This window comes from Paenibacillus sp. NEAU-GSW1, assembly GCF_009737085.1.
Classification (GTDB): Bacteria; Bacillota; Bacilli; order Paenibacillales; family Paenibacillaceae; genus Pristimantibacillus.
Window position 1 is genome coordinate 74335 of sequence record NZ_WOVL01000006.1, and the last position, 24580, is coordinate 98914.

Annotated in this window: 23 protein-coding genes; 10 read left to right on the forward strand and 13 right to left on the reverse strand. The window is 50.7% G+C overall.

The window, feature by feature from the left end; translation table 11 throughout:
• Positions 1–56 precede the first annotated feature (56 nt).
• Both leuD and leuC read right to left on the reverse strand, forming a co-directional pair.
• Positions 57–656: a 3-isopropylmalate dehydratase small subunit gene (leuD, locus tag GOM71_RS05690; RefSeq protein WP_156278796.1), complete on the reverse strand. Its 600-nt coding sequence runs from the start codon at positions 654–656 to the stop codon at positions 57–59.
• Between the two features lie 30 nt (positions 657–686).
• Entirely contained in the window at positions 687–2102 is a 1416-nt protein-coding gene (gene leuC, locus GOM71_RS05695) for a 3-isopropylmalate dehydratase large subunit (RefSeq protein WP_156278797.1), read from the reverse strand.
• Between the two features lie 202 nt (positions 2103–2304).
• Here leuC and GOM71_RS05700 point away from each other — a divergent pair, with 202 nt between their 5' ends.
• On the forward strand, positions 2305–3186 hold the full coding sequence (locus GOM71_RS05700; RefSeq protein WP_156278798.1) for a LysR family transcriptional regulator: 882 nt from the start codon (positions 2305–2307) through the stop codon (positions 3184–3186).
• Positions 3187–3444: 258 nt separating this feature from the next.
• On the opposite strand, the gene GOM71_RS05705 is transcribed toward GOM71_RS05700, so the two are convergent.
• Both GOM71_RS05705 and GOM71_RS05710 read right to left on the reverse strand, forming a co-directional pair.
• Entirely contained in the window at positions 3445–3792 is a 348-nt protein-coding gene (locus GOM71_RS05705) for a hypothetical protein (protein ID WP_156278799.1), read from the reverse strand.
• Between the two features lie 115 nt (positions 3793–3907).
• A complete protein-coding gene (locus tag GOM71_RS05710; protein WP_156278800.1) occupies positions 3908–4702 on the reverse strand; it encodes a carbon-nitrogen family hydrolase in 795 nt (264 codons plus the stop codon).
• 134 nt (positions 4703–4836) lie between these two features.
• Between GOM71_RS05710 and GOM71_RS05715 the strand changes: the two genes are divergently transcribed.
• From GOM71_RS05715 to GOM71_RS24845, 9 genes are all read left to right on the forward strand, one after another.
• Complete coding sequence (locus GOM71_RS05715) at positions 4837–5295, forward strand: hypothetical protein (RefSeq protein ID WP_156278801.1); 459 nt, start codon at positions 4837–4839, stop codon at positions 5293–5295.
• A 212-nt stretch (positions 5296–5507) separates the two neighbouring features.
• Complete coding sequence (locus GOM71_RS05720) at positions 5508–6698, forward strand: pyridoxal phosphate-dependent aminotransferase (RefSeq protein WP_156278802.1); 1191 nt, start codon at positions 5508–5510, stop codon at positions 6696–6698.
• 416 nt (positions 6699–7114) lie between these two features.
• The gene (gene proB / locus GOM71_RS05725; protein WP_156278803.1) at positions 7115–8221 is read left to right on the forward strand and encodes a glutamate 5-kinase; all 1107 of its coding nucleotides are present in this window, start codon (positions 7115–7117) and stop codon (positions 8219–8221) included.
• A gap of 46 nt (positions 8222–8267) precedes the next feature.
• Positions 8268–9518, forward strand: a complete 1251-nt coding sequence (locus tag GOM71_RS05730) for a glutamate-5-semialdehyde dehydrogenase (protein WP_156278804.1) — start codon at positions 8268–8270, stop codon at positions 9516–9518.
• A 15-nt stretch (positions 9519–9533) separates the two neighbouring features.
• Entirely contained in the window at positions 9534–10409 is an 876-nt protein-coding gene (gene proC, locus GOM71_RS05735) for a pyrroline-5-carboxylate reductase (RefSeq protein WP_156278805.1), read from the forward strand.
• Positions 10409–11629, forward strand: coding sequence for a 2,3-diketo-5-methylthiopentyl-1-phosphate enolase (locus GOM71_RS05740; protein ID WP_156278806.1), 1221 nt, complete (start codon positions 10409–10411; stop codon positions 11627–11629). Before proC ends, GOM71_RS05740 begins: the two co-directional genes overlap by 1 nt.
• Entirely contained in the window at positions 11629–12309 is a 681-nt protein-coding gene (locus GOM71_RS05745; RefSeq protein WP_156278807.1) for a 2-hydroxy-3-keto-5-methylthiopentenyl-1-phosphate phosphatase, read from the forward strand. Before GOM71_RS05740 ends, GOM71_RS05745 begins: the two co-directional genes overlap by 1 nt.
• A gap of 4 nt (positions 12310–12313) precedes the next feature.
• A complete protein-coding gene (mtnB, locus tag GOM71_RS05750) occupies positions 12314–12967 on the forward strand; it encodes a methylthioribulose 1-phosphate dehydratase (protein ID WP_156278808.1) in 654 nt (217 codons plus the stop codon).
• Positions 12968–13040: 73 nt separating this feature from the next.
• A complete protein-coding gene (locus GOM71_RS24845) occupies positions 13041–14003 on the forward strand; it encodes a MerR family transcriptional regulator (protein WP_156278809.1) in 963 nt (320 codons plus the stop codon).
• 89 nt (positions 14004–14092) lie between these two features.
• On the opposite strand, the gene GOM71_RS05760 is transcribed toward GOM71_RS24845, so the two are convergent.
• The 9 genes from GOM71_RS05760 to dinG all read right to left on the reverse strand — a co-directional run bounded on the left by GOM71_RS05760 (position 14093) and on the right by dinG (position 24572).
• Positions 14093–14776, reverse strand: a complete 684-nt coding sequence (locus tag GOM71_RS05760; RefSeq protein WP_367649475.1) for a DnaD domain protein — start codon at positions 14774–14776, stop codon at positions 14093–14095.
• Between the two features lie 16 nt (positions 14777–14792).
• Positions 14793–16004: an acetate/propionate family kinase gene (locus tag GOM71_RS05765; protein ID WP_156278810.1), complete on the reverse strand. Its 1212-nt coding sequence runs from the start codon at positions 16002–16004 to the stop codon at positions 14793–14795.
• Positions 16004–16876, reverse strand: coding sequence for a 3-hydroxyacyl-CoA dehydrogenase family protein (locus GOM71_RS05770; protein ID WP_156278811.1), 873 nt, complete (start codon positions 16874–16876; stop codon positions 16004–16006). Before GOM71_RS05770 ends, GOM71_RS05765 begins: the two co-directional genes overlap by 1 nt.
• Positions 16877–17038: 162 nt before the next feature.
• Positions 17039–18535, reverse strand: coding sequence for an AAA family ATPase (locus tag GOM71_RS05775; RefSeq protein ID WP_156278812.1), 1497 nt, complete (start codon positions 18533–18535; stop codon positions 17039–17041).
• A complete protein-coding gene (locus tag GOM71_RS05780; protein WP_156278813.1) occupies positions 18528–19079 on the reverse strand; it encodes a hypothetical protein in 552 nt (183 codons plus the stop codon). The genes GOM71_RS05775 and GOM71_RS05780 overlap by 8 nt, the downstream gene beginning before the upstream one ends.
• A gap of 117 nt (positions 19080–19196) precedes the next feature.
• Positions 19197–19754, reverse strand: a complete 558-nt coding sequence (locus GOM71_RS05785; RefSeq protein WP_173275269.1) for a cell wall elongation regulator TseB-like domain-containing protein — start codon at positions 19752–19754, stop codon at positions 19197–19199.
• Positions 19755–21062, reverse strand: coding sequence for an amidohydrolase (locus tag GOM71_RS05790; protein ID WP_156278815.1), 1308 nt, complete (start codon positions 21060–21062; stop codon positions 19755–19757).
• Positions 21043–21699 (reverse strand): redox-sensing transcriptional repressor Rex, encoded by a 657-nt coding sequence (locus tag GOM71_RS05795; RefSeq protein ID WP_156278816.1) that lies wholly within the window; start codon positions 21697–21699, stop codon positions 21043–21045. Before GOM71_RS05795 ends, GOM71_RS05790 begins: the two co-directional genes overlap by 20 nt.
• Positions 21696–24572: an ATP-dependent DNA helicase DinG gene (gene dinG / locus GOM71_RS05800; protein WP_156278817.1), complete on the reverse strand. Its 2877-nt coding sequence runs from the start codon at positions 24570–24572 to the stop codon at positions 21696–21698. Before dinG ends, GOM71_RS05795 begins: the two co-directional genes overlap by 4 nt.
• Positions 24573–24580: the final 8 nt, after the last annotated feature.

Here is a 24580-nt window from a genome sequence, read left to right on the forward strand (position 1 = left end):
ACAAAAAACCGCCGACCAGAGCACATACTCTGATCGGCGGTTTCATTCAATGGCTATTAGCCAAGTTTTGCGGCATGTTTTTGCTCGTATGCCGTAATTTTGTCTTCATGCTGCAGCGTCAGGCCGATGTCATCCAAGCCGAGAAGCAGGAACTGGCGGCGGTGCTCGTCGATGTCGAACGAAAGATCCAGACCGTAGTCGTCAGTCAGGCGTTTGTTTTCCAAATCGACAGTCAACTTGTAGCCGTCGTTTTTAGCTGTGCGTTGGAACAAATCTTCTACTTGCTCCTCGCTTAGTTTGATAGGCAGGATGCCGTTTTTAAAGCAGTTGTTGTAGAAAATATCAGCGTACGAAGGCGCGATAACAACTTGGTATCCGTAGTCGAGAATCGCCCATGGCGCATGCTCACGGGACGAGCCGCAGCCGAAGTTAGCGCGGGAAATAAGAACGGAAGCGCCTTGGTAACGCGGTTTGTTTGGCTCGAAATCAGCGTTAATTTCGCCGTTTTCGTGGAAACGCCATTCGAAGAACAAGAATTGGCCAAAGCCGCTGCGCTCGATGCGTTTCAAAAATTGTTTAGGAATGATAGCGTCCGTGTCGACGTTTACGCGGTCGACCGGGGCAACGATGCCTGTAAGTTGTTTAAATGGTTCCATATCGGTAATACCCCTCTCTCACACGTTCAATTAGTTCAACACTTCGGATTTGATTTTCCAGTCGCGAACGTCAGTGAAACGTCCGTTAACTGCTGCTGCAACTGCCATTGCCGGCGATACAAGGTGCGTACGTCCGCCGCGGCCTTGACGGCCTTCGAAGTTACGGTTGGAAGTCGATGCGCAACGTTGTCCCGGCTGGAGAACGTCAGGGTTCATCGCAAGGCACATCGAGCAGCCTGCTTCACGCCATTCAAAGCCTGCTTCGATAAACACTTTATCGAGGCCTTCTTTTTCAGCTTGGATTTTAACGCGGCCGGAACCTGGAACGACGATTGCCGTTACGCGGTCGCTTACTTTGTAGCCGCGCGCGATTTCCGCTGCTGCGCGAAGGTCTTCAATCCGGCCGTTCGTGCAAGAACCGATAAAGACATAGTCGATTTCAATTTCTGTCATTGGCGTGCCTGGTTTCAGATCCATATATTCAAGCGCTTTTTCTGCTGCTTTGCGCTCGTTTTCAGTTGGCAGATCTTGAGGGAATGGCACTTTGGACGTAATGTCTGTGCCCATGCCCGGGCTTGTGCCCCAAGTTACTTGCGGAATCAGGGAGTCAACGTCGAAGTCAACAACCGTATCGTAAGTTGCGCCTTCATCCGTAGTCAGCTGTTTCCATGTTTCTACTGCCTCGTCGTAGTTAGCAGGCGAATACTCGCGGCCTTTGAGGTAGTTGAAAGTCGTTTCGTCCGGTGCGATCAGACCTGCGCGAGCGCCGCCTTCGATCGACATGTTGCAGACTGTCATACGTTCTTCCATCGTCAGGCTGCGGATCGCTTCGCCAGTATATTCGATTACATAGCCGGTAGCGAAGTCAGTGCCGTATTTAGCGATTACGCCGAGAATCAAGTCTTTCGCCGTTACGCCCGGTTTGCGGCTGCCGTTAAAACGAACTTCCATCGTTTTTGGTTTCGCTTGCTGCAAGCATTGCGTAGCCATTACGTGCTCGACTTCGGAAGTACCGATACCGAAAGCAAGCGCGCCGAAAGCGCCGTGAGTCGAAGTGTGGCTGTCGCCGCAAACGATCGTTTTGCCCGGATGCGTCAGGCCGATTTCAGGACCCATAACGTGTACAACGCCTTGGTCGATGTTGTCGAGATCAAACAGCTTAACGCCAAAATCTTTACAGTTTTGCGTCAGCGTGTCGATTTGTTGTTTGGAGATCGGATCCGTAATATTGTAGCGATCTTTAGTCGGCACGTTGTGGTCCATCGTTGCGAAAGTCAGGTCTGGACGGCGTACTTTACGGCCGGACATCCGGAGTCCTTCAAACGCTTGCGGCGATGTTACTTCATGCACAAGCTGCAAATCGATATAGATAATGCTTGGCTTGCCTTCCTCTTGATGAATGACGTGATTGTCCCAAATTTTTTCAAACAGTGTTCTTTTCGTCATTATTATCACCCCGTCGTTTCAATGTTTCTCTATAAGATGGAACTAGCATATCATTTCTTTCTTGATTGATCTAAGATATAATATCTATAATGTTTATAGGTAACAACTATAGAAGTTGCGCAAACGCGCATGAATGAGAATACCCTATCTGTCAGTGAGAATAGCGAGAATATGAATAAATGAAAGGGATGGATTTACCACTATGGAGCTTCGGCAATTGCAGTATGTGAAACAGATTGCGCTTGAAAAAAACTTCTCCCGAGCAGCCGAAAAACTGCATATCGCCCAGCCTTCGCTCAGCCAGCAATTATCAAAGCTCGAACAGGAGCTTGGCGTGCTGTTATTTCGGCGCACGACCAATTCCGTCGAGCTGACGCAAGCCGGAGAAGTTTTTATAACGAAATCCCAAACCATTCTTGATGCTGTCGAGCAATTAAAGCAAGAAATGGACGATATGGCGCAAATGCGCCGCGGCCGTCTTGTCGTCGGTACGATGCCGATTACAGGCTCGCACATATTGCCGCTCGTTCTTCCGATTTTCGGCGATTTATATCCTCAAATCGAGGTTGTTCTCGTCGAGGAAACATCTGCGCGCTTAGAGCAATTGACCGCCAGCGGCGGCACCGACATCAGCTTGCTCTCGCTTCCTCTCGAAGATTCATCATTAGCATGGGAAGTATTAATGGAAGAAGAAATTTGCCTGGCTATTCCGCCGAATCATCGGCTGGCCGGACGTTCCGATGCGGTCAAGCTTCTTGAATTGTCGGAGGAACCTTTTATCGGGCTGAAAAAAGGACAAGGCTTCCGGCAAATTACAGTAGAACTATGTCAACGTTCAGGATTTACGCCTCAGTTTGTGTTCGAGAGCAGCAACATGGAGACGATCCAGTCGCTCGTGGCCGGCGGCATGGGCATCGCTTTCGTCCCTCGCATGCTGACTCGGTCAAAGGGAAGTGAACTGGCGCCGATCTATCTGTCGCTGGAATCGGACCCTTCGAGGACGCTTGTTATCGCGTATCGTAAAGGCCGATATCTCTCGAAAGCGGCGGATGCGTTTATTAAGACAATGAAGAGTACGTTTTGAGGCGGGTTAATGTTACATGCTGCCGTTCCACTGCGTAGTTTCGGTTCAAGCTGCCGTTCTCGATTCCATTTTTCTATCGTCTTTGACGAATTTAAATGGACAGAATCTTCAAAAAGCCATCCTGAACTCGAAACTGCTCCGTTAAACTTTTCGAACCATATTCAATAACTATTACATCTTTTATAGGGGTACATTGTGAGAAGCCGCTTCCATCGGCATATGTTTTATAAATGATTAAATTCCACTTGGATTATTTTTTTAATACTCGCCATTATATTCAACGTAGCTCGATTTTTTAAAGCGAGCTACGTGATATGGCATATATCTATTCTTTGCATGTGGCAGTAAATCCTCTATGTAATCAATTGCGGCTTCTACCATATCATCAGTTACAAAAATACCTTCATCTAAAAATCCGCTTAATAATGCTCCTTCGCCCTTGATTTTCAAGCAAAGATACCCATGACCTGGATCAACAATAACAAGATCAATAATTTCTTCTTCTTTTTGTTCTTTTGTTTTATCATAAAACCTTACTACAACATCGTCTTTATCTTTATTAAATATCTCAACATCACATGTGAAATTATTAAATGTGAACTTCATACGCCATCCCCTTTCTGTCATTCAAAGTATCAGAGCCTTAATAAAAAAGCTTACCTGCTTCGGGTAAGCTTTTGATTCCACATAATAAGGCACATAATAAGGCAAGGTCTTGGATCTAATAAAGCGTAGGCCGGCGATCTTCAAAGACCGGGATTTTCGCTCTGACTGTGTCGACTACCGACAGGTCAATTTCAGCATACAAAATGGCTTCCTCGTCCCCGCCTTCAACGATAGTCTCACCCCAAGGGTCCAGCACCATCGAATGACCGAAAAATTCAGTCGTGCCGCTTGTTCCGACGCGATTGCAGGCGATGACGTACATTTGATTTTCAATCGCTCTGGCTGTCAGAAGCGTGCGCCAATGATGCAGACGCGGATGCGGCCATTCCGCCGGTACGATGAGCAGCTTTGCGCCTTCAAGCGCGAGCTTGCGCGACAGCTCAGGGAAACGGATATCGTAGCATATCATCATGCCTGCGTCCGCGCCTTCGATTGTTAACTTGCCCGGCTGATCGCCGGCTGCCAAATACTTCTCCTCATCCATTAAGCGGAACAGATGAATTTTGGAATATTCGCCGATTTCATTGCCTTGCCTGTCAAACGCGTGAATCGTATTGTATACGCCGTCCGGCTTTTTCTCCGCAATTGAACCGGCGACGATATTTACGTTATGCTTTCGTGAAAAATCGGAAATTAACGCTTTCGTCCGTTCTCCTTCGCGATCTGCAAGCTCATTGATTTCCGTCAAAGCGTAACCCGTATTCCACATCTCCGGAAATACGATGATATCCGGTTTATTCGGCTGGGCAACTGCCTCCTCAAGCATTGACGACAGCTTCGCATAATTCGTCTCCGGGTTTCCAGCTTCAATGTGCATTTGCAGCAGCGCAATTCGCAGCTTTTGTGTCATATTCTATAACTCCTTTTCTTCCGTCATTTACGTACGCAATTTTCCCTAATGATACCTTCTCATGGTTCTGTGTCAAGTTGGGAACTCTAATTTTGATGATTGAACGATTCCCCAACTTAAAGGAGAGAATGAAAATGCAGCTTCAACGTATGGCAGCTACGCTGCTCGCTTTATGCATGATGATCATTGCATTTGCTTCGCCTGTATTTGCCGGTGCCGCAGCCGCCCCAGACCCGGAACCGTTCAGACCGGTTCAAGTTTTCGATGTCAAAGCCGGCAAAGTTATAAAATCGGTCCCGAACGATAAAGATTTCCAACGTTTCGCAAACGATTGGATCAGCTCGGTCACGGGACTTGCGCCGCAATTAACGAACGATGACAGCTGCAGCTATGTATATCGGATTCCGCTTGAGAAGCCGGTCACCATTAAAGTGAATGGCATTAATGTCGCTGCCGAAGATGTCTTCTTATTCAACTGCGATCAAAAACCGCCGCTATTGCTCGTGTTTGACGAACAACGCCGGCCGTATTTGCTTCTCTTCAGCGCTGACATTAAACCGTTCGTGCAAAAAGTCGGCATTCCTGCGGCGTAATTTGCCTGAGCGTTAATCGCTTCTGCGCAAACTTTTGACGCGGGCGGAGGCTGCGCCTTATTTATGCATGTAACGCTCACGGCGCTCCTGTCGCCCAATCCTATCTCCATGCCGACTAATATACTCGACATAAATGGTTTTAGCATGCTACATTAATTTTAATGTCGATTGTATTCGAGAGCAACTTTTTAATGGAGTGTGAGCGAGCAGAAATGGAAACGCAAATCGGTCAGCATACAATTAAACCCGCGGAACGGATGACAGGATTGCCGACGCAGTTTTTCGCCAAATTGGTAGCCAAAGCTAATGCGCAAGCAGCGAAAGGCCGCGATGTCATCAATTTGGGACAAGGCAATCCCGACCAGCCGACGCCTTCCCATATCGTAGCAAAACTGCAAGAGGCTGCGGCCAATCCGCTGTATCATCGTTATCCTCCGTTCAGCGGCTATCCTTTTTTAAAGGAAGCGGTCGCTAAACGCTATAAAGAAGATTATAACGTCGATGTCGATCCGGCTACCGAAGTCGCGATTTTGTTCGGCGGCAAAACAGGACTTGTCGAAATTAGCCAATGCTTGCTGAACCCGGGCGACGTTTGTCTCGTTCCCGATCCCGGATATCCGGATTACTGGTCCGGCGTCGCACTTGCCGGAGCGGAAATGCATTTTATGCCGCTTAAACCGGAAAACGGCTTCCTTCCCGATTATGAAGCCATTGACGGTGAAGCTTTGCAACGCGCCAAGCTTCTGTTCATGAACTATCCGAACAATCCGACTGGTGCGGTAGCCACTTCGGCATTTTATGAAGAAACGGTTGAATTCGCGCGCAAAACAGGCGTTGTTATCGCCAGCGACTTCGCATACGGCGCCATCGGCTTTGACGGCAGCCGTCCGATCAGTTTTTTGCAAACGCCTGGAGCTAAAGAAGTTGGCGTTGAGTTTTATACGCTGTCCAAATCGTACAACATGGCCGGCTGGCGCGTCGGCTTTGCAATCGGCAACGCTGAAATCGTATCACTAATTAATTTGATTCAGGACCACTATTACTGCAGCCTGTTCGGCGGCATTCAGGAAGCAGCAGCCGAGGCGTTAACCGGTCCTCAGCAATGCGTTGCAGATTTGAACGCAACCTATGAAAGCCGGCGCGAAGCGCTGTTTGGCGCTCTGGATCGTATCGGCTGGAAAGCGGATCGTCCGGGCGGCTCTTTCTTCTGCTGGCTTCCTGTGCCTGCCGGTCATACATCGGAATCGTTTGCGGATCTCGTTCTCCAGGAAGCAGACGTTGTTGTCGCTCCAGGCGTCGGATTCGGATCCCATGGCGAAGGCTATGTCAGGCTCGGTCTGCTGACGACTGAAGCTCGACTGGTCGAAGCGGTTGAACGAATCGGCAAGCTTGGATTGTTCTAAGAAAAGCGTCAAACAGAAAACGCTTCGCCTTCCTGTCGAGGCAGGACATCGTTTCGCGCTGTTCCAGGCCCGCCTTGCTTTACAGCAGATGGCAGGTCATGTTATGCTAGAACGTAATTAAACATGTAACGTGATGACGGGAATAGTAAGCTTGAATAGGTCGTGAACAGAGAGTAAATTCCTTAGGCTGCAAGAATTTACCTCGATCGCTCGCCGAACCAGCCCCCGAACGGCCGGCGATGAGCCGGACAGCGCCTCCTGTTACGAGGCATAAAGCAGGACTGAATTGGATCGGTGCGTGTAATAACGCTACGCTCGCTCTATCAGTCAACAAAGGTGGTACCGCGGAAGCACAGGCTTTCGTCCTTTTATGGACGAGAGCCTTTTTATTTTGTCATGAAATGGGATGAGAACGGATGCCTGAAACTATCGTCGTAAAAATCGGAAGCAGTTCGCTAACCTCGGAGGAAGGCGGGCTTAACCGTGAAAGTATCGCCTATTTCGCTCAGGAATTGGCCGCCCTTCATCAGAAAGGGCTAAATGTCATTCTCGTTACTTCCGGGGCAGTCGCCGCCGGGTTTAAACAGGTCGGTTATGCTTCAAGGCCAAAAGTATTGCATGAGAAGCAGGCTGCCGCAGCTGTCGGTCAAGCGCTGCTCATGCAAGCCTATCAGGAAGCATTAACAAAATTCGGTATCGTTGCAGCGCAAATATTGCTGACACGCGCCGATTTCTCAAACCGCAAACGGATTAACAATGCGCTGATGACGATCGAAGAGCTGCTGCGGCTGCGGACGATTCCGATCATCAACGAAAACGATACCGTCTCGACCGATGAGATCGTGTTGAAATTTGGCGACAACGACTACCTGTCCTCGCTAGTCGCTGCAATGACGAAAGCGAGCCAGCTCGTTATCATTACGGATATGGACGGTTTGTACACGGAAGACCCGCGTAAAAATCCGCAAGCTGTCAAAATCGAGCGCGTTGACCAAATATCCGAGGACATTATGAAACTCGCGGGCGGTGCCGGTTCCGCAGTCGGCACAGGCGGCATGCGCTCCAAAATTGAAGCGGCGCGCATCGCAATGCGCGGAGGCGTTGGCGCTTTTATCGGCAAAGTACAGCAGCCGGGCGACCTTGAGCTTGCCATTGCCGGCGAAGGCAGAGGCACTTATTTCGATACGCAGCTGGATAATTTGCCAATGAAAAAACAGTGGCTCGGCTTCCACTCGCTGCCGAAAGGCAAAATCATCGTTGACGGCGGCGCGGCGGACGCGCTGCTGACCGGCGGCAAAAGCTTGCTGCCGGCAGGAATTCGCGACATTGAAGGCGAGTTCCATCCCGGAGATGTCGTTGAAGTTTCCAGCCAATCCGGCGAAACGATCGGCCGCGGCGTCGTCAGCTATGCCGCATGGCAAGTACAAGCGGCCGCTGGCCTCAGCACCGAGGAAGTGCGCAGACGTATCGACGTCAACCGGATAGAAGTGATCCATCGCGACGAATGGATTTCGTTGCGATGACGAAGACAACAAAACGAATGAAACATAAAGAGCGGAGGTTTTCGATATGATAAGCGAAGTTAGACAAAAAGCGACTCTTGCAGGCATTGCCGCAGCACAAATGAATAAGGCGACCACCGAGCAAAAAAATGTTGCTTTGCAAGTAATGGCCGATGCCTTGATTGCCAATCAAACATCCATTATTGAAGCCAATCAAAAAGATCTGGAGCGCGGTCGAGAGCTTGGAACGAGCGCTTCCCTGCTCGACCGCCTAGCCCTGGATGAGAAACGGATTTCCGGCATCGCCGAAGGCTTGCGCCAGGTAATCGAGCTGCCAGATCCAGTCGGCGAGCTGCTGCAGCAATTCGACCGTCCTAACGGCTTGAGAGTTGAGCAAACCCGTGTGCCGCTTGGCGTCATCGGGATGATCTATGAAGCCCGTCCAAACGTAACCGTCGATGCTATCGGCCTTTGCTTAAAGACAGGCAACAGCGTCGTATTGCGCGGCGGATCAGCCGCGCTTGAATCGAATCGCCGCATTGCGGAAGTGCTGCGCGAATCGTTGAAAGGCACGGCCCTCCCATCCGACGCAATTCAGCTTATTGAAGATTCGGATCGGGCATCGGTTAACGAAATGCTGAAGCTGAACGGATTGCTCGACGTTGTCATTCCGCGCGGCGGCGCGGCGCTAATCCGCAACGTTGTCGAGAATGCGACCGTGCCTGTTATTGAAACCGGCGCAGGCATTTGTCATACGTTTGTCGACGAAAGCGCCATTTACGATATGGCCGCTGACATCGCTTTTAATGCAAAAGTACAACGCCCTTCGGTATGCAATTCGATGGAAACGCTGCTCGTACATGAACATTTCGCCGCAAAGCATTTGGCTCAATTAGCCGATCGTTTTACAGCCGCTAATGTCGAGCTGAGAGGCTGCGAGCGTACTCTTGCTTTGCTGCCGCAAGCAAAATCGGCGACCGAGCAAGACTACGCAACCGAGTACGGCGATTATATTCTTAATATCCGCATTGTTGCGGGCTTTGATGAGGCGCTTGACCATATCCGCAAGTACGGTACGAAACATTCCGAATGCATCGTTACCGAGGATGGAAGCAACGCTGAACGATTCCTTCAGGAAATCGATGCCGCAGCTGTTTACCATAACGCCTCTACCCGCTTCACCGACGGCTTTGAATTTGGCTTCGGAGCGGAAATCGGCATCAGCACGCAAAAGCTTCACGCTCGCGGCCCAATGGGCCTGCCAGCGCTCACTTCAACGAAATACCGGATCTACGGAAACGGTCAAATTCGCGGATAAACGGAGGTTCCTACTATGGTATCACTCACTAAAGATACAGCGGCTGCCATTCAGTCGCTCCAATTATGCTTCTACGGCGCAGGCTCGATGGCTGAAGCCATTATGCGCGGCATTTTGAACGAAAAGCTGACGCTCCCGACGCAAATCTCGATGCTGAACCGTTCGAACAATGACAGATTGACTGAGCTGAACGAGCGTTACGGCATTCAAACGACGCTTTCCGGTTCGACGAATGAGCAGTTTTTGAAAGACGCCGACATTATATTTCTCGCTATGAAACCAAAGGATGCTGCAGCGGCGATTGCGTCGATCGCTCCTTTTGTAAACAACAACCAGCTGATCGTATCCGTCATTGCCGGCATTTCGATAGCGACAATCGAGAAGCTGCTCGGCAATCAAGTGCCGATCGTCCGCACAATGCCGAATACGTCCAGCACAATCGGGCTTGGCGCTACCGGCATCAGCTTCTCGCATTCGGTTACGCAAGAGCAGAAGCAGCTGGCCGAAGCGATTTTCCAATCGGTAGGCATTACCGCCGCTGTCGATGAGTCGCTTCAAAATGCCATTGTCGGCATATCCGGCAGCGGTCCCGCCTATGTATATTACTTTATGGAAGCGATGATGGCTGCAGCCGATAAGCTTGGCTTGGAACCGTCCGCAGCGAAAGAGCTCGTCGTGCAAACTGTGCTCGGAGCCGTTGAAATGGTTCGCCAGACCGGAGAAGAGCCTGTGGATTTGCGACGTAAAGTAACATCGCCAAATGGCACGACACAAGCGGCAATTGAAACGATGGCTGCCGGACAATTGACGGAAACGATTGTTAAAGGCATGCTCCGTTCGGCAGAGCGCTCAGGCGAGCTGGGCGCCGAAATCGAAAGGAGCATCCTGTAATGAGCCAAGTTTGCATTGCGACTTATCGAAGCTTTGACGAGAAAGCTGACTTTAACAAAAAAGCGCAATCCATCGCCGTTGGCTTGACGGTAGGCAGCTGGACAGACTTGCCGGAAGCTCGCAAAGCAGACATGGAGAAGCATCTGGGCAAAGTGCTCTCTGTTGAGGTGCATGAGCCGGCAGGCGGCGAGCGTTATGCTGACATTCGCATTGCGTATCCGGATATCAACTTCAGCCGCGACATCCCGGCTCTGCTCGTAACGATCTTCGGCAAACTGTCGATGGACGGACGCATTAAGCTTATTGATCTGGACGTCTCCGAGCAATTCCAGTCGGCGTTCCCCGGCCCTGCTTTCGGCCTGCAAGGCGTTCGCGATTTGCTTGGCGTACATGATCGCCCGCTGCTCATGAGCATTTTCAAATCGGTAGTTGGACATGATCTGGCGAATTTGGAGGATCAATTTTTCAAGCAAGCGCTTGGCGGCGTCGATCTCATTAAGGATGATGAGATTTTGTTCGAGAACCCGCTTACTCCGCTGGAGAAAAGGGTTGAAGTATGTATGGCGGCGGCACGACGCGCGGAAAGCGAAACCGGTCAAAAGCTGCTCTATGCCGTCAATCTGACAGGCCCGACATCCCAACTGGCAGACAATGCCCGCAAAGCGATTGCGGCTGGCGCAAATGCACTGCTGTTCAATGTGCTTTCTTATGGTTATGACGTGCTGCATGAGCTAAGCAAAGATTCATCGATCAACGTGCCCATTGCCGCGCATCCCGCGATGGCAGGCGCTTTCTATCAATCGCCTTATTACGGAATCGGGGCGTCAGTGCTGCTCGGCAAGCTGATGCGCCTTGCGGGCGCCGACCTCGTCCTCTTCCCTTCTCCATACGGCTCCGTCGTCATGCCGAAGGAAGAAAACTTAGCCGTTAAAGATGTACTGCTTGCGCCTTCAGACACATTGCGCAAGAGCTTCCCTGTTCCTTCCGCTGGCATTCATCCAGGATTGGTGCCGCTTATTTTGCGCGACTTCGGCAATGACGTTGTCGTCAATGCCGGCGGCGGCGTACACGGTCATCCGATGGGCACCGCAGCAGGCGGACAAGCTTTCAGAATCGCCATCGACGCGACCCTTGCCGGGACATCACTCCGCGAAGCCGCTTCGCAAAAAGGCAATGAGCCGCTTCAAGCGGCAATCGATGCATGGGGAGTAAAAGAATAATGACAACAGAGACAAATACAGCTAAGAAACGCATTATTTTTTGCGATTTTGACGGCACAATTACTGTAAACGATAATATCGTAGCGATCATTCGCCATTTCAATCCGCCGGGCTGGGAGCAGATCGTCGAGAAAATCGTCGCACTAGAAATTTCGATCCGCGACGGCGTAGGCCAACTGTTCCGCCTGCTCCCCTCTTCCATGCAAAAGGAAGTTGTAGAATACGGCATCTCGAATGCCCGTATCCGCGACGGATTCGCTGAGCTTTTGTCGTATTGCAAAGGGAATGACATCGAGTTTTTTGTGACGAGCGGCGGCATCGACTTTTTCGTTTATCCGATTCTCGAACGGTTCGGCATTTCCCCGGATCATATTTATTGCAACGGCAGCGACTTTAGCGGCGATCAAATCGAAATTACGTGGCCAAATCCGTGCGACGAACATTGCCAAAATGATTGCGGCATGTGCAAAACGACCATTATGCGCCGTTATCCAAAGAGCGATTTCGAGCGCATTCTCATTGGCGACAGCGTAACCGACTTTGAAGGCGCAAAACTGGCGGACCTCGTATTTTCCCGCTCGATCCTAACTGACAAATGCCGCGAGCTTGGCTTGCCGCACGTCGAGTTTAACGATTTTCACGATATTATCCGCCAGTTGAAGCAAGAAAGGACGGAATAAGCAAATGGCTTACCAACACGTAACATTGGAACAAAAACAGAAAGCATTCGCCGATTTGCGCGAAGTAAAGGAGCTGTTCGCCTCACGCGGCTGGTTTCCCGGCACGAGCGGCAATCTTTCAGTTCGCGTAGGCAACTTTGCGCCTGACGATTTTCATTTCGCCGTTACTGCAAGCGGTAAAGACAAAACGGTTCATACGCCGGAAGATTACTTGATCGTCGATCAGAATGGCAAGCCGTGCGAAGCGACCTCCTTGCGCCCTTCGGCTGAAACGTTGATTCATACCGAAATCTACCGTCTGACTAGAGCAGGAGCTATCTTTCATATTCATTCCGTCTATAACAGCATCGTTTCCGAATGGTTCTGGGATCGCAAGGCGGTGCCGGTGACGGCAGTTGAGCTCATCAAGGGGCTGAACATCTGGGATGAAGACGCTCATATCGACATTCCGATTGTCTCCAACTATGCGGACATTCCGCGAATCGTGCCGGAAGTTACTGCTAGCTTGAACCCGCGCATTCCGGGCGTGCTGCTGCGCAACCACGGCATTTACGCATGGGGCGCCAACGCTTTTGAAGCGAAACGCCATATTGAAGCGTTCGAGTTTCTATTTGAATATGTGTATCGCTGGGAGCTTTTAAAAGGAAGACAATCATAACGATCAAGACTGGCATGCTGTCCGCAAAAGCGAAGCGGTTCGCCAGTCTTTTTTATGAACCGGAGGGCTTTGGGTGAAAGTACATGAGGCGGCAAAGCTGCTTGGCGTCTCGCCGCGGACGCTCCGATTTTATGAGGAAAAAGGGCTTCTCAAGCCGCGTAAAGAACAAGAAAATGGATATCGAATGTACAGCGAGAATGATATTACCCAGCTTCGCTGGATCGTGGCGCTGCGCGAGCTCGGCTTGCCGATTGCAGCCGTTTCGGAGGCATTGGGAGCTTCAGGCTCCGGCGATCCCGATACTTTCATACGCAAAATGGATGAAGCGCGGGCGAAGCTCTATTCGGAATGGGTGGAAGCCGGGGCGCGACTGCAAGCGCTGGATGAAACGATTGGAGACTGGATGAAGCATCGTTCGCCTCAGCTTGCGCAGGCTGAATCGCTAGCTGGGCAGTTTAGGCAAACCCGGATCGACCGTGAATCATGGAGCGACAAATGGCACTATAACGAGCTGGCGTTGTTGCATGGAAAAGATGCGCCGATTGCTGCGCTAGCCAATGAAATCACACCGGCGCAATACGAGATGGCGTTGCTGCGAACGACGGATTGGACGGATCCTGCAAGCGGCGAGACCGGTCTTGAGCTTGGCGGCGGCACCGGGAACTTAACGGCTCTGCTTGCTGCCGCAGGCGCCAATATGACCGTCGTTGAGCAATCGCAGGAAATGCTGAATGTGCTTCGAAAACGGTTGCCAGCTGTGGAGACGCGGCTTGGCAATCTGCTTACGCTCCCGATCACCGGCAAATCGTTTCACTTTATCGTATGCAGCTTTGCCATTCGTCACTTGGATCGCAATCAGCAATTGCTGGCGCTTGCCGAAGCGGATCGCCTGCTGTTGCCGCATGGCCGACTGGTCATTACCGACAGAATCGCCGATGACTCCATGATGGAAGCTTGGCTGAACGGGCGCGGTTACTCCATCGTCACAGAGCCGATGGATGGCGGGCTGACGATTTTGTATGCGGTGAAGCCTTAATACAACGCCAAAAACCGACTGACCAAAGCTGGTGATGAACAAAAATAATCTATAAATCAGCAATCCTTGCCCATGGACTTGCTTACCGGTCAGTTCCGCCCGCCGCGGAATTTTTGCGAGTAAGTGCGCGCCTCGTCCTCGTTCGTGACCCGGTTCCGGCTCCATTCGATTAATATCCGGTCAATATACTTGAAATTCAGCTTGCCTGCGAACACGGCTTCCTTCAGCGCAAAGCGGATCAGCTCGTCTGCGTAGCGGTCCTCATCGAGCCAGGCGGTAATCGTCTCGCACTCGATTGGAGAAAGCAGCCTGCCGAACTCTTGTTCAAAGACGTTAAACAAATTGTTCGGATCAACCGCCCGCTTGACCGCCGGTTTACGTTCCGTTTTACGAGTCTCGCGCCGCTCCTGAGCCGCCCATTCCGCTGCTTTAAGCAGCCATCCGCTCCAGTTATATTTTTCGGATTGAATGCCTGTCACGCTGTCCAGCTGCTCGTCTATCGTCAGAAAGCCTGCTTTCATTAACATAGCAATATGCTTCTCGGCTGCAAGCGCCGTTATGCCGAGCCGTTCGCCCAATTGCTCAGGCGTCGGAAACTCGACCCCTTCATTGTCGCGATACAGCATCAGCTGCAACAACAGCATCGCGTCCGTATCCGTCAAGCCCAATTGACGGTACGAGCGCAGCAGAAGCGCCGAAACGTGAATGCCGCCCTCGTTAAGAACGGCGGCCATGCCTCGCGAATATGCCTTCCACAACTCATCATTGCTCACTGCACTCACTGCTCCTCTATCCTTTTGCGTTTGCCTGTACCAGCTTGTAAGTATCCCGAGCGATCAACAGCTCTTCATTTGTCGGCACGACAAGCACTTTAACACGCGAGCTTTCCGTCGAAATATACCGAGGTTCTTTGCTGCGCTCCGCGTTTTTAGCATCATCGAGCTCCAGACCGAAAAAGGTCAGACCGTCGCAAACCGCCTTGCGCAGGATCGATGAATTTTCGCCTACGCCAGCAGTAAAAATGAGCACGTCAAAGCCGTTCATCGCCGCCGCATAGGCGCCGATATATTTGCGCATCCGATACGTATACATATCAAAAGCGAGCTTGGCGTTCTTATCGCCTTCATCTATCGCTTCCTGCACCTCGCGCATATCGCTGCTAAGTCCGGAAATGGCCAGCATGCCGCTGTGCTTGTTCAGCATCGAATTGACCTCGCTCATCGTCAATTCTTCTTTGTTCATGACGTATGGAACAATTGCCGGATCGATGTCCCCGCTGCGCGTTCCCATCATTAGCCCTTCAAGCGGCGTCATGCCCATGCTCGTATCGAAAGACTTTCCGTCCTTGATTGCCGTTACGCTAGCGCCATTGCCAATATGGCATGAAATCATGTTAAGCGATTCGAGCGGCACGCCGAGCAGCTTCGCGCCTTGCTCGCTCACATATTGATGCGACGTCCCGTGAAAGCCGTAACGGCGAACTTTATGCCGGCGATAAAGCACTCTTGGAATCGGATACAAGTAAGAGGTGTTTGGCATCGTCTGATGGAAAGCGGTATCAAAGACGACCGCCTGCGGCACATCGGGCATATTCGTTTCAACCGCGACAATGCCCATCATATGAGCCGGATTATGAAGCGGCGCTAAATCGAACAGATTGCGGATTTCAAGCTTGACCTCCGCATTGACAAGCACCGAACTTTTGAACACCTCGCCGCCGTGGACGATGCGATGGCCGACTGCTTCGATTTCGTTCATCGATTGAAGCACGCCGTGCACCGGATGCAAAAGCGCGTCCAGCACCTTTTTAACAGCCGTCACATGATCCAAAATTTCGCTCACTTCCCGAACCTCCGGCTTGTCCGCAGGCTCATGCGTGAGAATCGAGGAGTCCATCCCAATCCTCTCGACACGCCCGCTTGCGAGAACCGATTCTTCGGTCATATTGTACAATTGATATTTTAAGGATGAGCTTCCTGCGTTAATAACGAGAATTTTCATTAGATACGGTCTCCATCCTTATCGTATTTGAAAAAGCCGGCGCCCGACTTGACGCCCAGTTGTCCCGCGCGCACCATTTTTTTCAGCACGATGGACGGTCGATATTTCAATTCGCCGTATTCGCGGAACATAATGTCAAGCGCTGCTTGAACGGAATCAAGGCCAAACCGGTCCGCCATTTCGAAGGGACCGTGCTGGAACGAATAGCCGATTCGCATCGCGCTGTCGATATCCTCTGCCGAGGCAACGCCTTCCTCCAGCACATGGAGCGCCTCGTTAATGAAGAGGCAGATCAGCCGCGAAGTGACAAATCCCGGAGATTCGAACACCATGACTCCTTTCTTATTTATTGTTTCTTCGACGAAATGCTTCGTTTGAACAAACGTATCCTCCGACGTCCGCAGGCCGCGAACGATTTCAACCAGATCAATTTTAAACACCGGGTAAATAAAGTGAAGACCAATCACTCGCTCCGGACGGGCAGTTGCGCTTGCAAGCTCGGTTAAGCTTAGCGTAGACGTATTGCTGGCCAGAATCGTATCCGGGCCGCAAATGCGGTCGATATGCGCGAATACTTCCTTCTTGGCTTCCAGATCCTCCGTAATCGTCTCAATGACGAGCTCGCAATCGGTCAAGCCGTCATAGCTTTCCGCAAACTCGATTCGGCTTAGAATCAGCTTCTTCTCCGTCTGCGTTAGCGCCCATTTCTCAATCTGTTTGTCCAGACTGAGCTCGATCATATCTTTTCCGTATAATAAACGTTCTTTCGATATTTCAATTAAGTAAACTTCCAATCCATTTGAAGCGAGCATTTCTGCAATGCCCTGGCCCATGGTGCCGGCTCCGATGACTCCTATTTTTCTGATCGACATCGACTAAATTCTCTCCTCGGTCAGTCTCTCCCCAATGATACATAATGGAAGTTCGGGTGAGCCTATATTGTAAATTAATGATTTCGTTTCTCACACTCCATTATAACGATTTTCGCTAAAAAAAGAAGGCAGACGATACGTCTGCCTTCAAATTGTAATACTTTACGCGCTCTTCGATAAGCTGCCGAGCAGCTCGCGGAAATTGTCTCCGCTAATCGTTTCTTCGCGAATGACGATATCGAGAGCATCCATGAATACTTGGCGTCTTTCCTCCAGCATTCCCTTCGTTCTCGCCATCAAATCATCCAAAATCGAACGGTTCACTTTGGCCCACACCTCTGGCGTCATCATATTTGCGTCGATGATCCCGAGCTCTGTCAAGCCGCTTTCAACCATCGTCCTTACGATGCCCATCGCCTGCTCAAAGTCGTTGCGAGACCCAGTGCTGCGTCCGCCGTAAAAAATTTCCTCTGCGGCTGCACCGCCGAGCGCAATTATGATTTGACTGTCCAAAAATTCGCGCGTGTACAAGTATTTATCCTGCTGCGGATTATGACGCACATAACCAAGCGCTTGGCCGCGCGGCGAAAGCGCAACTTGCGATACGCTGCCCGGACGGACCAGCTCAGCTGCTATCGCATGGCCCAGCTCATGCAGCGCGACCCGGTCCCGCTCCTCTTTCGTCGCTTCGCGGTCAGTCTTCTCGCCCATCATTACTTTATCGATGGCCATAGCCAAATGGCTTTCCTGAATAAGCTCGCTGCCTTCCCGCATGGCGTAAATCGCGCCTTCGTTCATAACGCTCTCCAGCTGCGCGCCAGAGAAGCCGAAAGATTCGGAAGCGATTCGCTCCAGATCAATGGACGGATCAATCGGTTTATTGGCCGCATGCAAATTCAAAATATGCAGCCGTCCTTTTTTGTCCGGCAGTTCAACGCCGATATGGCGATCGAAACGGCCCGGGCGCAGCAAAGCGCTGTCGAGCATTTCTTTCCGGTTGGTCGCCGCAATAATGAGAATGCGCGGCGCTTCATCCGAACGAATGCCATCCATTTCGGTCAACAGCTGATTCAGCGTCTGGTCATACTCGCGATGCTGACCGCCATCCCTTTTTCCGCCTATGACGTCGATCTCGTCGATGAAAATAACGGCGCTGCTCTTGCCCGCTTTCTTCGCTTTCTGGCGCGCTTCCTTAAAGAGGTCGCGGATACGGCCAGCGCCGACGCCGACGTACATTTCGACAAACTCAGAACCTGAAGCGGCTAAATAAATCGAATCGGTATATTGTGCCGCAGCTCTCGCAAGCAGCGTTTTGCCTGTGCCCGGAGGACCCGTCAGCAAAATCCCTTTCATCGGCCGAATGCCCAGCTTCTTAATCTCTTCATGCCGGACCAAAAAATCGAGCGCTTCAATGAGCTCCGATTTGGCCCGCTCTTGTCCGCCGATTTGCTCGAAGCTCATCGAGGCAGCCGATACTTCCAGCCTTTGCTTGCCGCCTTGCATCGCCGTCATTTTTCCTCGGCTCATAAGCGCAAAGGTTACGCCGCCCGCAAGAATGGCAATAAGAAGAAACGGCATGATATTAACGCCTGCATATATTAAGAAAATCAACAAAACAGGAACAATCCCGATCAGCAGCTCCAGTCCATACTTACGCATAAGTCGGCACCTCCAGCATGATCGGCGTACGCGGCAATACGACATATTTGCGATGATCGCCGTCAATGATCGTAATGTAAACGTTCTTCTCATCGATTTCCGTTACCGATTTCACGCCTTTGCCTTCATCTGTTTGAGCCATCTTGTCCATGGCGGTCGGAATGCCCGAATAGTTTTTCTTCTCCATCGCCTCAGCAACATCAAACAGTACCGTCGACCATAACCGCTCCAGCTTGTCGCTCGAATCCGCATTCGAAATATCGAGTTTCAGCTCTCGGCCGCCAATAACGTCTTTACCTTCTTTATTGATCGAATCGTATACATCTTTCAAGCTTGCGTCTGGCGCAAGCGTCAATTTAATTGTCACTTGATCACGCTCTATAACAGGGGCATCAGCCGAAGCGATGTCCGCTATTTCATTTACCGCTTTATCCAAAGGACCCTCTACCGCTACTTTCGTATAGAGCAGCCAGCCGCCGAATAATACAAGCGCAGCAGCTGCCGCAGTAAACAATACGGGAACAATACGAATTTTTCTCATCATGCAAAAATCCCCCTTTCAATGCTACATGCAACCGGCGTATATCAGCTTTGCTATACGCTAGTATATCACATGAACATCTAAAAAAGGGGGTGTAAAAACAGGTAACAGTGCCAGCTGTTACGGCGCGTATTTGGCCGGCAACGCATACTCCGTCACATAGGAACCGTCACGGAAACGATAAAATTCATAATAGTATTTCGTCGTGTGTTCATCGCGTGAATAATATATTTCCCACACCGGCTCGCCGTTTAGCATACCCGGCTGAATCCGTTTAATATCAGCATCCGGCTTGGCTTGTTTGAAAATATCTTTTATATCGGATTTGCTAACGGATTCCGAAGCTTTAATAACGAGCGGAAGCATTAACGTATCATAAGCAGGCTTGTCTTTATCCGCTTGCGTCCATATGTACACGTCTTCGCCTTCGCCGTCTACGCCCTCGATAATCCAATAAGTGTGCTCCCATACATACTTCGTCGCTTTAGATACAGAATCGAGTTGAGCGGCTTCCTTCGTTTCTGTTCTTATTTTCGCTTCATCGGACCAATAGGGCAGCTGCACATAACGATAATAAATGAATACGGCGGCAACGATCGCAATGCCGCAAATGACGGCTAACGTTACCCAGCGTTGAACCGTCATAAACGGCTTCCGTTTTTTTATTACAGCTCTCATTTAGCCGTTCAACAGCCGATCAAAGCTGGCGGCAGCTTCAAAACGGATTTTCTCCTCATCCATTTGCGTGCAAATTCGGTCACGGACAACTTGCTTGCCGTCAACCCACACATGCAATACATCTCGTCCCGATGCCGCATAAACGAGATGGGATACGATATCGGTTTGCGGGTAGAAATGCGGCTGTTCTGTATCGATTGCGATAAAATCAGCCTTCATGCCTGCCGCCAGAACGCCCAGCTTATCTTCCTGCCAGATCGATTTTGCGCCGTAGACCGTGCTCATGCGAAGCGCTTCGATCGCCGGAACGACCGTCGGGTCGCCCGATACGCCTTTGTGCAGCAGAGCCGCAAATTTGATTTCTTTGAACAAATCCAAATTATTGTTGCTAGCTACGCTGTCTGTGCCAAGCGAGACTGTAACTCCGGCGCGGAGCAGCTCAGGCACGCGGGCAATGCCGCTGGCGAGCTTCAGGTTGCTGACCGGATTGTGCGATACGGCAACGTTTCGTTCCGCAAGCAGCGCAATTTCTTCATCATTCAGATGAACCGCATGAGCAACCAGCGCAGGACGAGAGAAGAGACCCAGCTTGTCAAGATGCTCAACCGGACGCGCTCCATAGTCGCGCACATTTTGCTCAACTTCAGCCAATGTTTCCGACATATGCGTATGCAGCGGCAAATTCAAATCATGTGCAGCTTGCACGATTTTCTCGATATAGTCCGGGGGACAGGTATACGGTGCATGCGGCGACAGCATCGTCGAAATTCTGCCGTCCGCTTTCCCGTTCCAGTCGCGGGCGAATGCAGTCGCTTCCACTAATTTGGCTTGCTGCACATCCGGCGGGCAAAGACCGATAACACCGCGTGTCAGAACGCCGCGAATGCCCGATTGCTCAACCAGTTGCGCAACTTGATCCATTCGATCGTACATATCAACAAATGCGGTAGTGCCGGTTTTCAGCATTTCTACAATCGCTAGTGCAGTGCCGGCACGCGTATCGCTGTCGACATATTTGCCTTCCATCGGCCACATTTTTTGCTCTAGCCATACTTGCAAATTTTGATCGTCCGAGTAGCCTCGAAGCAGCGACATTGCCGCGTGGCCGTGCGTATTGATCAAACCGGGCATAAACGCAAGCTTGCTGCCGTCGATGCGCTGCACATCCGGAGCTAATGAAGCTTGTTCAGGCGCTTCAGCTCCAATATACGTAATCCGATCATCTGTCACGACCATATGTCCGCGAAGCACGGCTTCTGAATCATTCATCGTAATGAACAATCCATTCTCAATCCAAAGTTGACTCATTGCTCTCGTTCCTCTCTTTTTCCAAGTAATAAGCGAGGCTTAACAGCTCTCTCGTAAAATCGGCATGATGGATTCGCACTTCCTCAGGCACCCGCAATATGGCTGGCGCAAAGTTCAGTATCCCTTCAATTCCAGCGTCGATAAATTGATTGGCGACGTTTTGCGCTTCAAATGCCGGCACTGTAATGATGCCGATACGAATTTGCAGCTCTTTGACCGTATCCTCTAACGCATCCATCGGCAAAATCGTCAAATTGTTAATTTTACTGCCGACTTTGCTCGGATGCGCATCGAATACCGCTACAATCTTCATGCTGTCCTTCGCATAGCGGTTATAGTTGCAAAGCGCGTGGCCCAAATTGCCCGCGCCGACAAGCGCAACATTAATCGCTTGGTCCAGCTTCAAAATTTGTTTGATTTTATCGATTAAGTACGTTACGTCATAGCCAATCCCTTTACGGCCGAAATCGCCGAAATAGGCTAAATCCTTGCGTATCTGCGCCGGATTTAGATCGAGCTTCAAACCGAGCTCCTGCGACGAAATCGTCTGGATTTCGCGATGATGCAGCTCATTGAGCACCTGCAAATAAATTGGCAGCCGGCGAACGACCGCCTCCGATATTTTCGTTTGCTTCAACTGCGAACACCCTCCATCTCCGAGTCATCGGCCAGCCATTCACGTATTCGCGGCACCATTTGATCGGTATGCATCGTCTCAATTTTCGGTCCCGGCAGCGAATATAAGAAATGTTTGCCGTAGTACGTATCAATAACCCGCGTATCGTACAAAATAACGATTCCTTTATCCTTTGCCGTCCGCACAAGCCGTCCAAAGCCTTGCTTAAACCGGATAACCGCCTGCGGGATCGACAGCTTCATAAACGGATTTTGCTTTTGCTTTTGCAACAGCTCCGATTTTGCTTCGACCAGCGGATGATTCGGCGGTTGAAAAGGAAGTCTAACAATGGCGAGCGTAGTCAGCGCTTCGCCGGGAATGTCTACGCCCTCCCAGAAGCTGCTCGTGCCCAGAAGGACAGATTCCGGCTGCTGTGTGAACCGGCGCGTCAGCTTCGTCCGATTGCCGCTGTCGATGCCTTGGCCAATCACTTGAATACCCGCGCTCGACAAAGCTTCCTTAAGCAGCTCATAGACTTGCTTTAGCATCCGGTACGATGTAAAGAGCACTAACATACGTCCCTTCGTCTCCACCGCCGTTTCCGCCAGCGATTGTACGAGCATCGTAATAAACTGCGGGTCGCCTGCCGCGCCTTTCATGGTCGGAAAATTGCGCGGTATCATGACAAGCGCTTGCTGACGGTAGTTAAACGGCGAAGGAAGCTGTACCGTTTTGAGCCGATTATTTTCTTCGAACCCGCCAAGCCCTAGCTGCTCTTCCGCAAATTGAAACGACTTTTGCACCGACAAGGTTGCCGAGGTCAAAATAATACTGTCTTTCACATTGAAAAAATATTGCTGCAATTGGCTGCTCACATCAATCGGAACGGAAAATAGCTGCACGGACCGATAGCGGTATTGCGTGCTCGCTTCAATCCAGAATACGTCCGTCGTTTGCTCGACCTTCATAAATTGACGCAAATCGTCTTTCACGCGCGTCAAATCTCGCAAGGCGCCGTTAAAGTCGGTCAGCAGCGCCTGCGTTGCATGATCGTCAAGCCGATCCTTCATATCGTTGCTCAGCTTCTCGGCAGTGCGAAGCACGCGGCCCAGCTCGGTCGAAATATTCATCTCCAAAGTGAGCGCATGCTCCCAGCCGCTCGGCAATTGATCGGCGCGCAAACGGCATACAGCCGATGCTTGGCCGTTCTCTGCGCCGCCTTCCACGCTTGGCCCGACAAAGGTGTATAACAGCTCGAACAGCTTCTCCCAATGCTCTTTGACGTCATTGAAGACGGGAATAATCGTGTCGATCGTTTCCGTCCATACCGCAGTGCGATCCTCGCCCTCCTGCTGCACCTTTAACCGCAATGCTGGCAGCAAGCCGGTGCGGCTGTCTTTAAACAGCCGGGTTGTTGCATGAGTCAACGAAAAATAGTTCAGCTGCATGCCAAGATGCTTGCTGGCTACTTCCTCCACATGATGCGCTTCGTCGATGACAAGATGGCTGTAAGTCGGCAATAGCCGGTGATCTGCCTGAACGTCAGTAAACAGCATCGAATGGTTAGTGATGCATACATCCGCAATATTTGCTTCGTGTTTGGCACGGTGATAATAGCAGCGCTTGAACCACGGACAAGCCCGATTCAAGCATGAATCCGCATCGCTAGCCACTGTTGACCAAAAGTCGGCGCCTTTGCTGCTGAAATTCAGTTCCTCCTGATCGCCCGTCTCGGTTTCGCCAAGCCATACGATCATTTGCGATGCGGTAATCGCATCGTCGACCGGAGCGACAAGATCTTTTGTATTAATTTTACTTTCAAATTTACGCAGACATAAATAATTGCCTCTGCCTTTAAATATCGAGGCGCGGAAATCGAAAGGCAGCACTTCTTTCAGAAGCGGCAGGTCGCGCTGGCGCAGCTGCTCCTGCAAATTAATCGTATGCGTGCTAACGACAATTTTCTGCTCTGCTTTCACTCCATAATAAAGCGAAGGTATTAAATAACCGAGCGATTTGCCCGTTCCGGTTCCCGCTTCAATCAGCAAATGTCTGTCGCTGTTTAAAGCGTCGAATACTTCATGAAACATCGTCGTTTGCGCTTCGCGCTCTTCATAGTTCGTGAACTTCTCCATAAAACGCTGTTTGATGCCGTCTAAGTATTGTTCGAATGAAACGCCTTCAAGCGGATCATGAACTTGATCGGTGCGCGCAGGCTGTTCTTCCGTCCATTCGCCAGCTTTCATCGCAAATTGATTAAAGTACTGGTACGCATTAAGATCGATTGAAGATTGCTGTTCCGCTTGCTGCAGCGTTGAGCCGATAAACCAGCTCAAATCTGATCCGTTATCAATAAGGAAGGATAGCCGCTGCAAAGAAAGCAGCGGCAAATTGCGCAGTTTGCGAACAGATTCGGCAAACAGAAGCGCCGTCGCCATCGCGTCGCTGTCCGCGCGGTGATGCTGTTCATGCGCGATGCCAAACAGCTCCGATACGGCTCCAAGCTGATAAGTCGTAATAGACGGGTATAGAATGCGAAGCAATTCGATTGTATCCAATCTTCTGCCCGCAAACGTATGATACCCGCTTCGATCCAGCGCCTGATTCAAAAATCCGGCGTCGAAATTCACGTTATGCGCAACCAGAACGGCGTCATCCAAATAAGGAATAAGCTGCATCAGCACTTCATCGATCTCGGGAGCGTCAGCCACCATCGCTTCATCAATGCCGGTAAGCTGTGTAATATATGTCGGTATAGGTATTGTAGGACGCACAAACGAATTAAACGTATCGACAACGTCAAGCTCGTCGTTTACAACGACGAGCCCGACTTGCAATATTTCATCGCCAACGCCATGCCCTGTCGTCTCCAAATCCAAAACTGCAAATTTCATCGTAATTA

Coding starts and splice junctions, on each gene's coding strand:
- leuD (WP_156278796.1), bottom strand. CDS start 656: ATGGAACCATTTAAACAACTTACAGGCATCGTTGCCCCGGTCGACCGC.
- leuC (WP_156278797.1), bottom strand. CDS start 2,102: ATGACGAAAAGAACACTGTTTGAAAAAATTTGGGACAATCACGTCATT.
- GOM71_RS05700 (WP_156278798.1), top strand. CDS start 2,305: ATGGAGCTTCGGCAATTGCAGTATGTGAAACAGATTGCGCTTGAAAAA.
- GOM71_RS05705 (WP_156278799.1), bottom strand. CDS start 3,792: ATGAAGTTCACATTTAATAATTTCACATGTGATGTTGAGATATTTAAT.
- GOM71_RS05710 (WP_156278800.1), bottom strand. CDS start 4,702: ATGACACAAAAGCTGCGAATTGCGCTGCTGCAAATGCACATTGAAGCT.
- GOM71_RS05715 (WP_156278801.1), top strand. CDS start 4,837: ATGCAGCTTCAACGTATGGCAGCTACGCTGCTCGCTTTATGCATGATG.
- GOM71_RS05720 (WP_156278802.1), top strand. CDS start 5,508: ATGGAAACGCAAATCGGTCAGCATACAATTAAACCCGCGGAACGGATG.
- proB (WP_156278803.1), top strand. CDS start 7,115: ATGCCTGAAACTATCGTCGTAAAAATCGGAAGCAGTTCGCTAACCTCG.
- GOM71_RS05730 (WP_156278804.1), top strand. CDS start 8,268: ATGATAAGCGAAGTTAGACAAAAAGCGACTCTTGCAGGCATTGCCGCA.
- proC (WP_156278805.1), top strand. CDS start 9,534: ATGGTATCACTCACTAAAGATACAGCGGCTGCCATTCAGTCGCTCCAA.
- GOM71_RS05740 (WP_156278806.1), top strand. CDS start 10,409: ATGAGCCAAGTTTGCATTGCGACTTATCGAAGCTTTGACGAGAAAGCT.
- GOM71_RS05745 (WP_156278807.1), top strand. CDS start 11,629: ATGACAACAGAGACAAATACAGCTAAGAAACGCATTATTTTTTGCGAT.
- mtnB (WP_156278808.1), top strand. CDS start 12,314: ATGGCTTACCAACACGTAACATTGGAACAAAAACAGAAAGCATTCGCC.
- GOM71_RS05765 (WP_156278810.1), bottom strand. CDS start 16,004: ATGAAAATTCTCGTTATTAACGCAGGAAGCTCATCCTTAAAATATCAA.
- GOM71_RS05770 (WP_156278811.1), bottom strand. CDS start 16,876: ATGTCGATCAGAAAAATAGGAGTCATCGGAGCCGGCACCATGGGCCAG.
- GOM71_RS05775 (WP_156278812.1), bottom strand. CDS start 18,535: ATGCGTAAGTATGGACTGGAGCTGCTGATCGGGATTGTTCCTGTTTTG.
- GOM71_RS05780 (WP_156278813.1), bottom strand. CDS start 19,079: ATGATGAGAAAAATTCGTATTGTTCCCGTATTGTTTACTGCGGCAGCT.
- GOM71_RS05785 (WP_173275269.1), bottom strand. CDS start 19,754: ATGAGAGCTGTAATAAAAAAACGGAAGCCGTTTATGACGGTTCAACGC.
- GOM71_RS05790 (WP_156278815.1), bottom strand. CDS start 21,062: ATGAGTCAACTTTGGATTGAGAATGGATTGTTCATTACGATGAATGAT.
- dinG (WP_156278817.1), bottom strand. CDS start 24,572: ATGAAATTTGCAGTTTTGGATTTGGAGACGACAGGGCATGGCGTTGGC.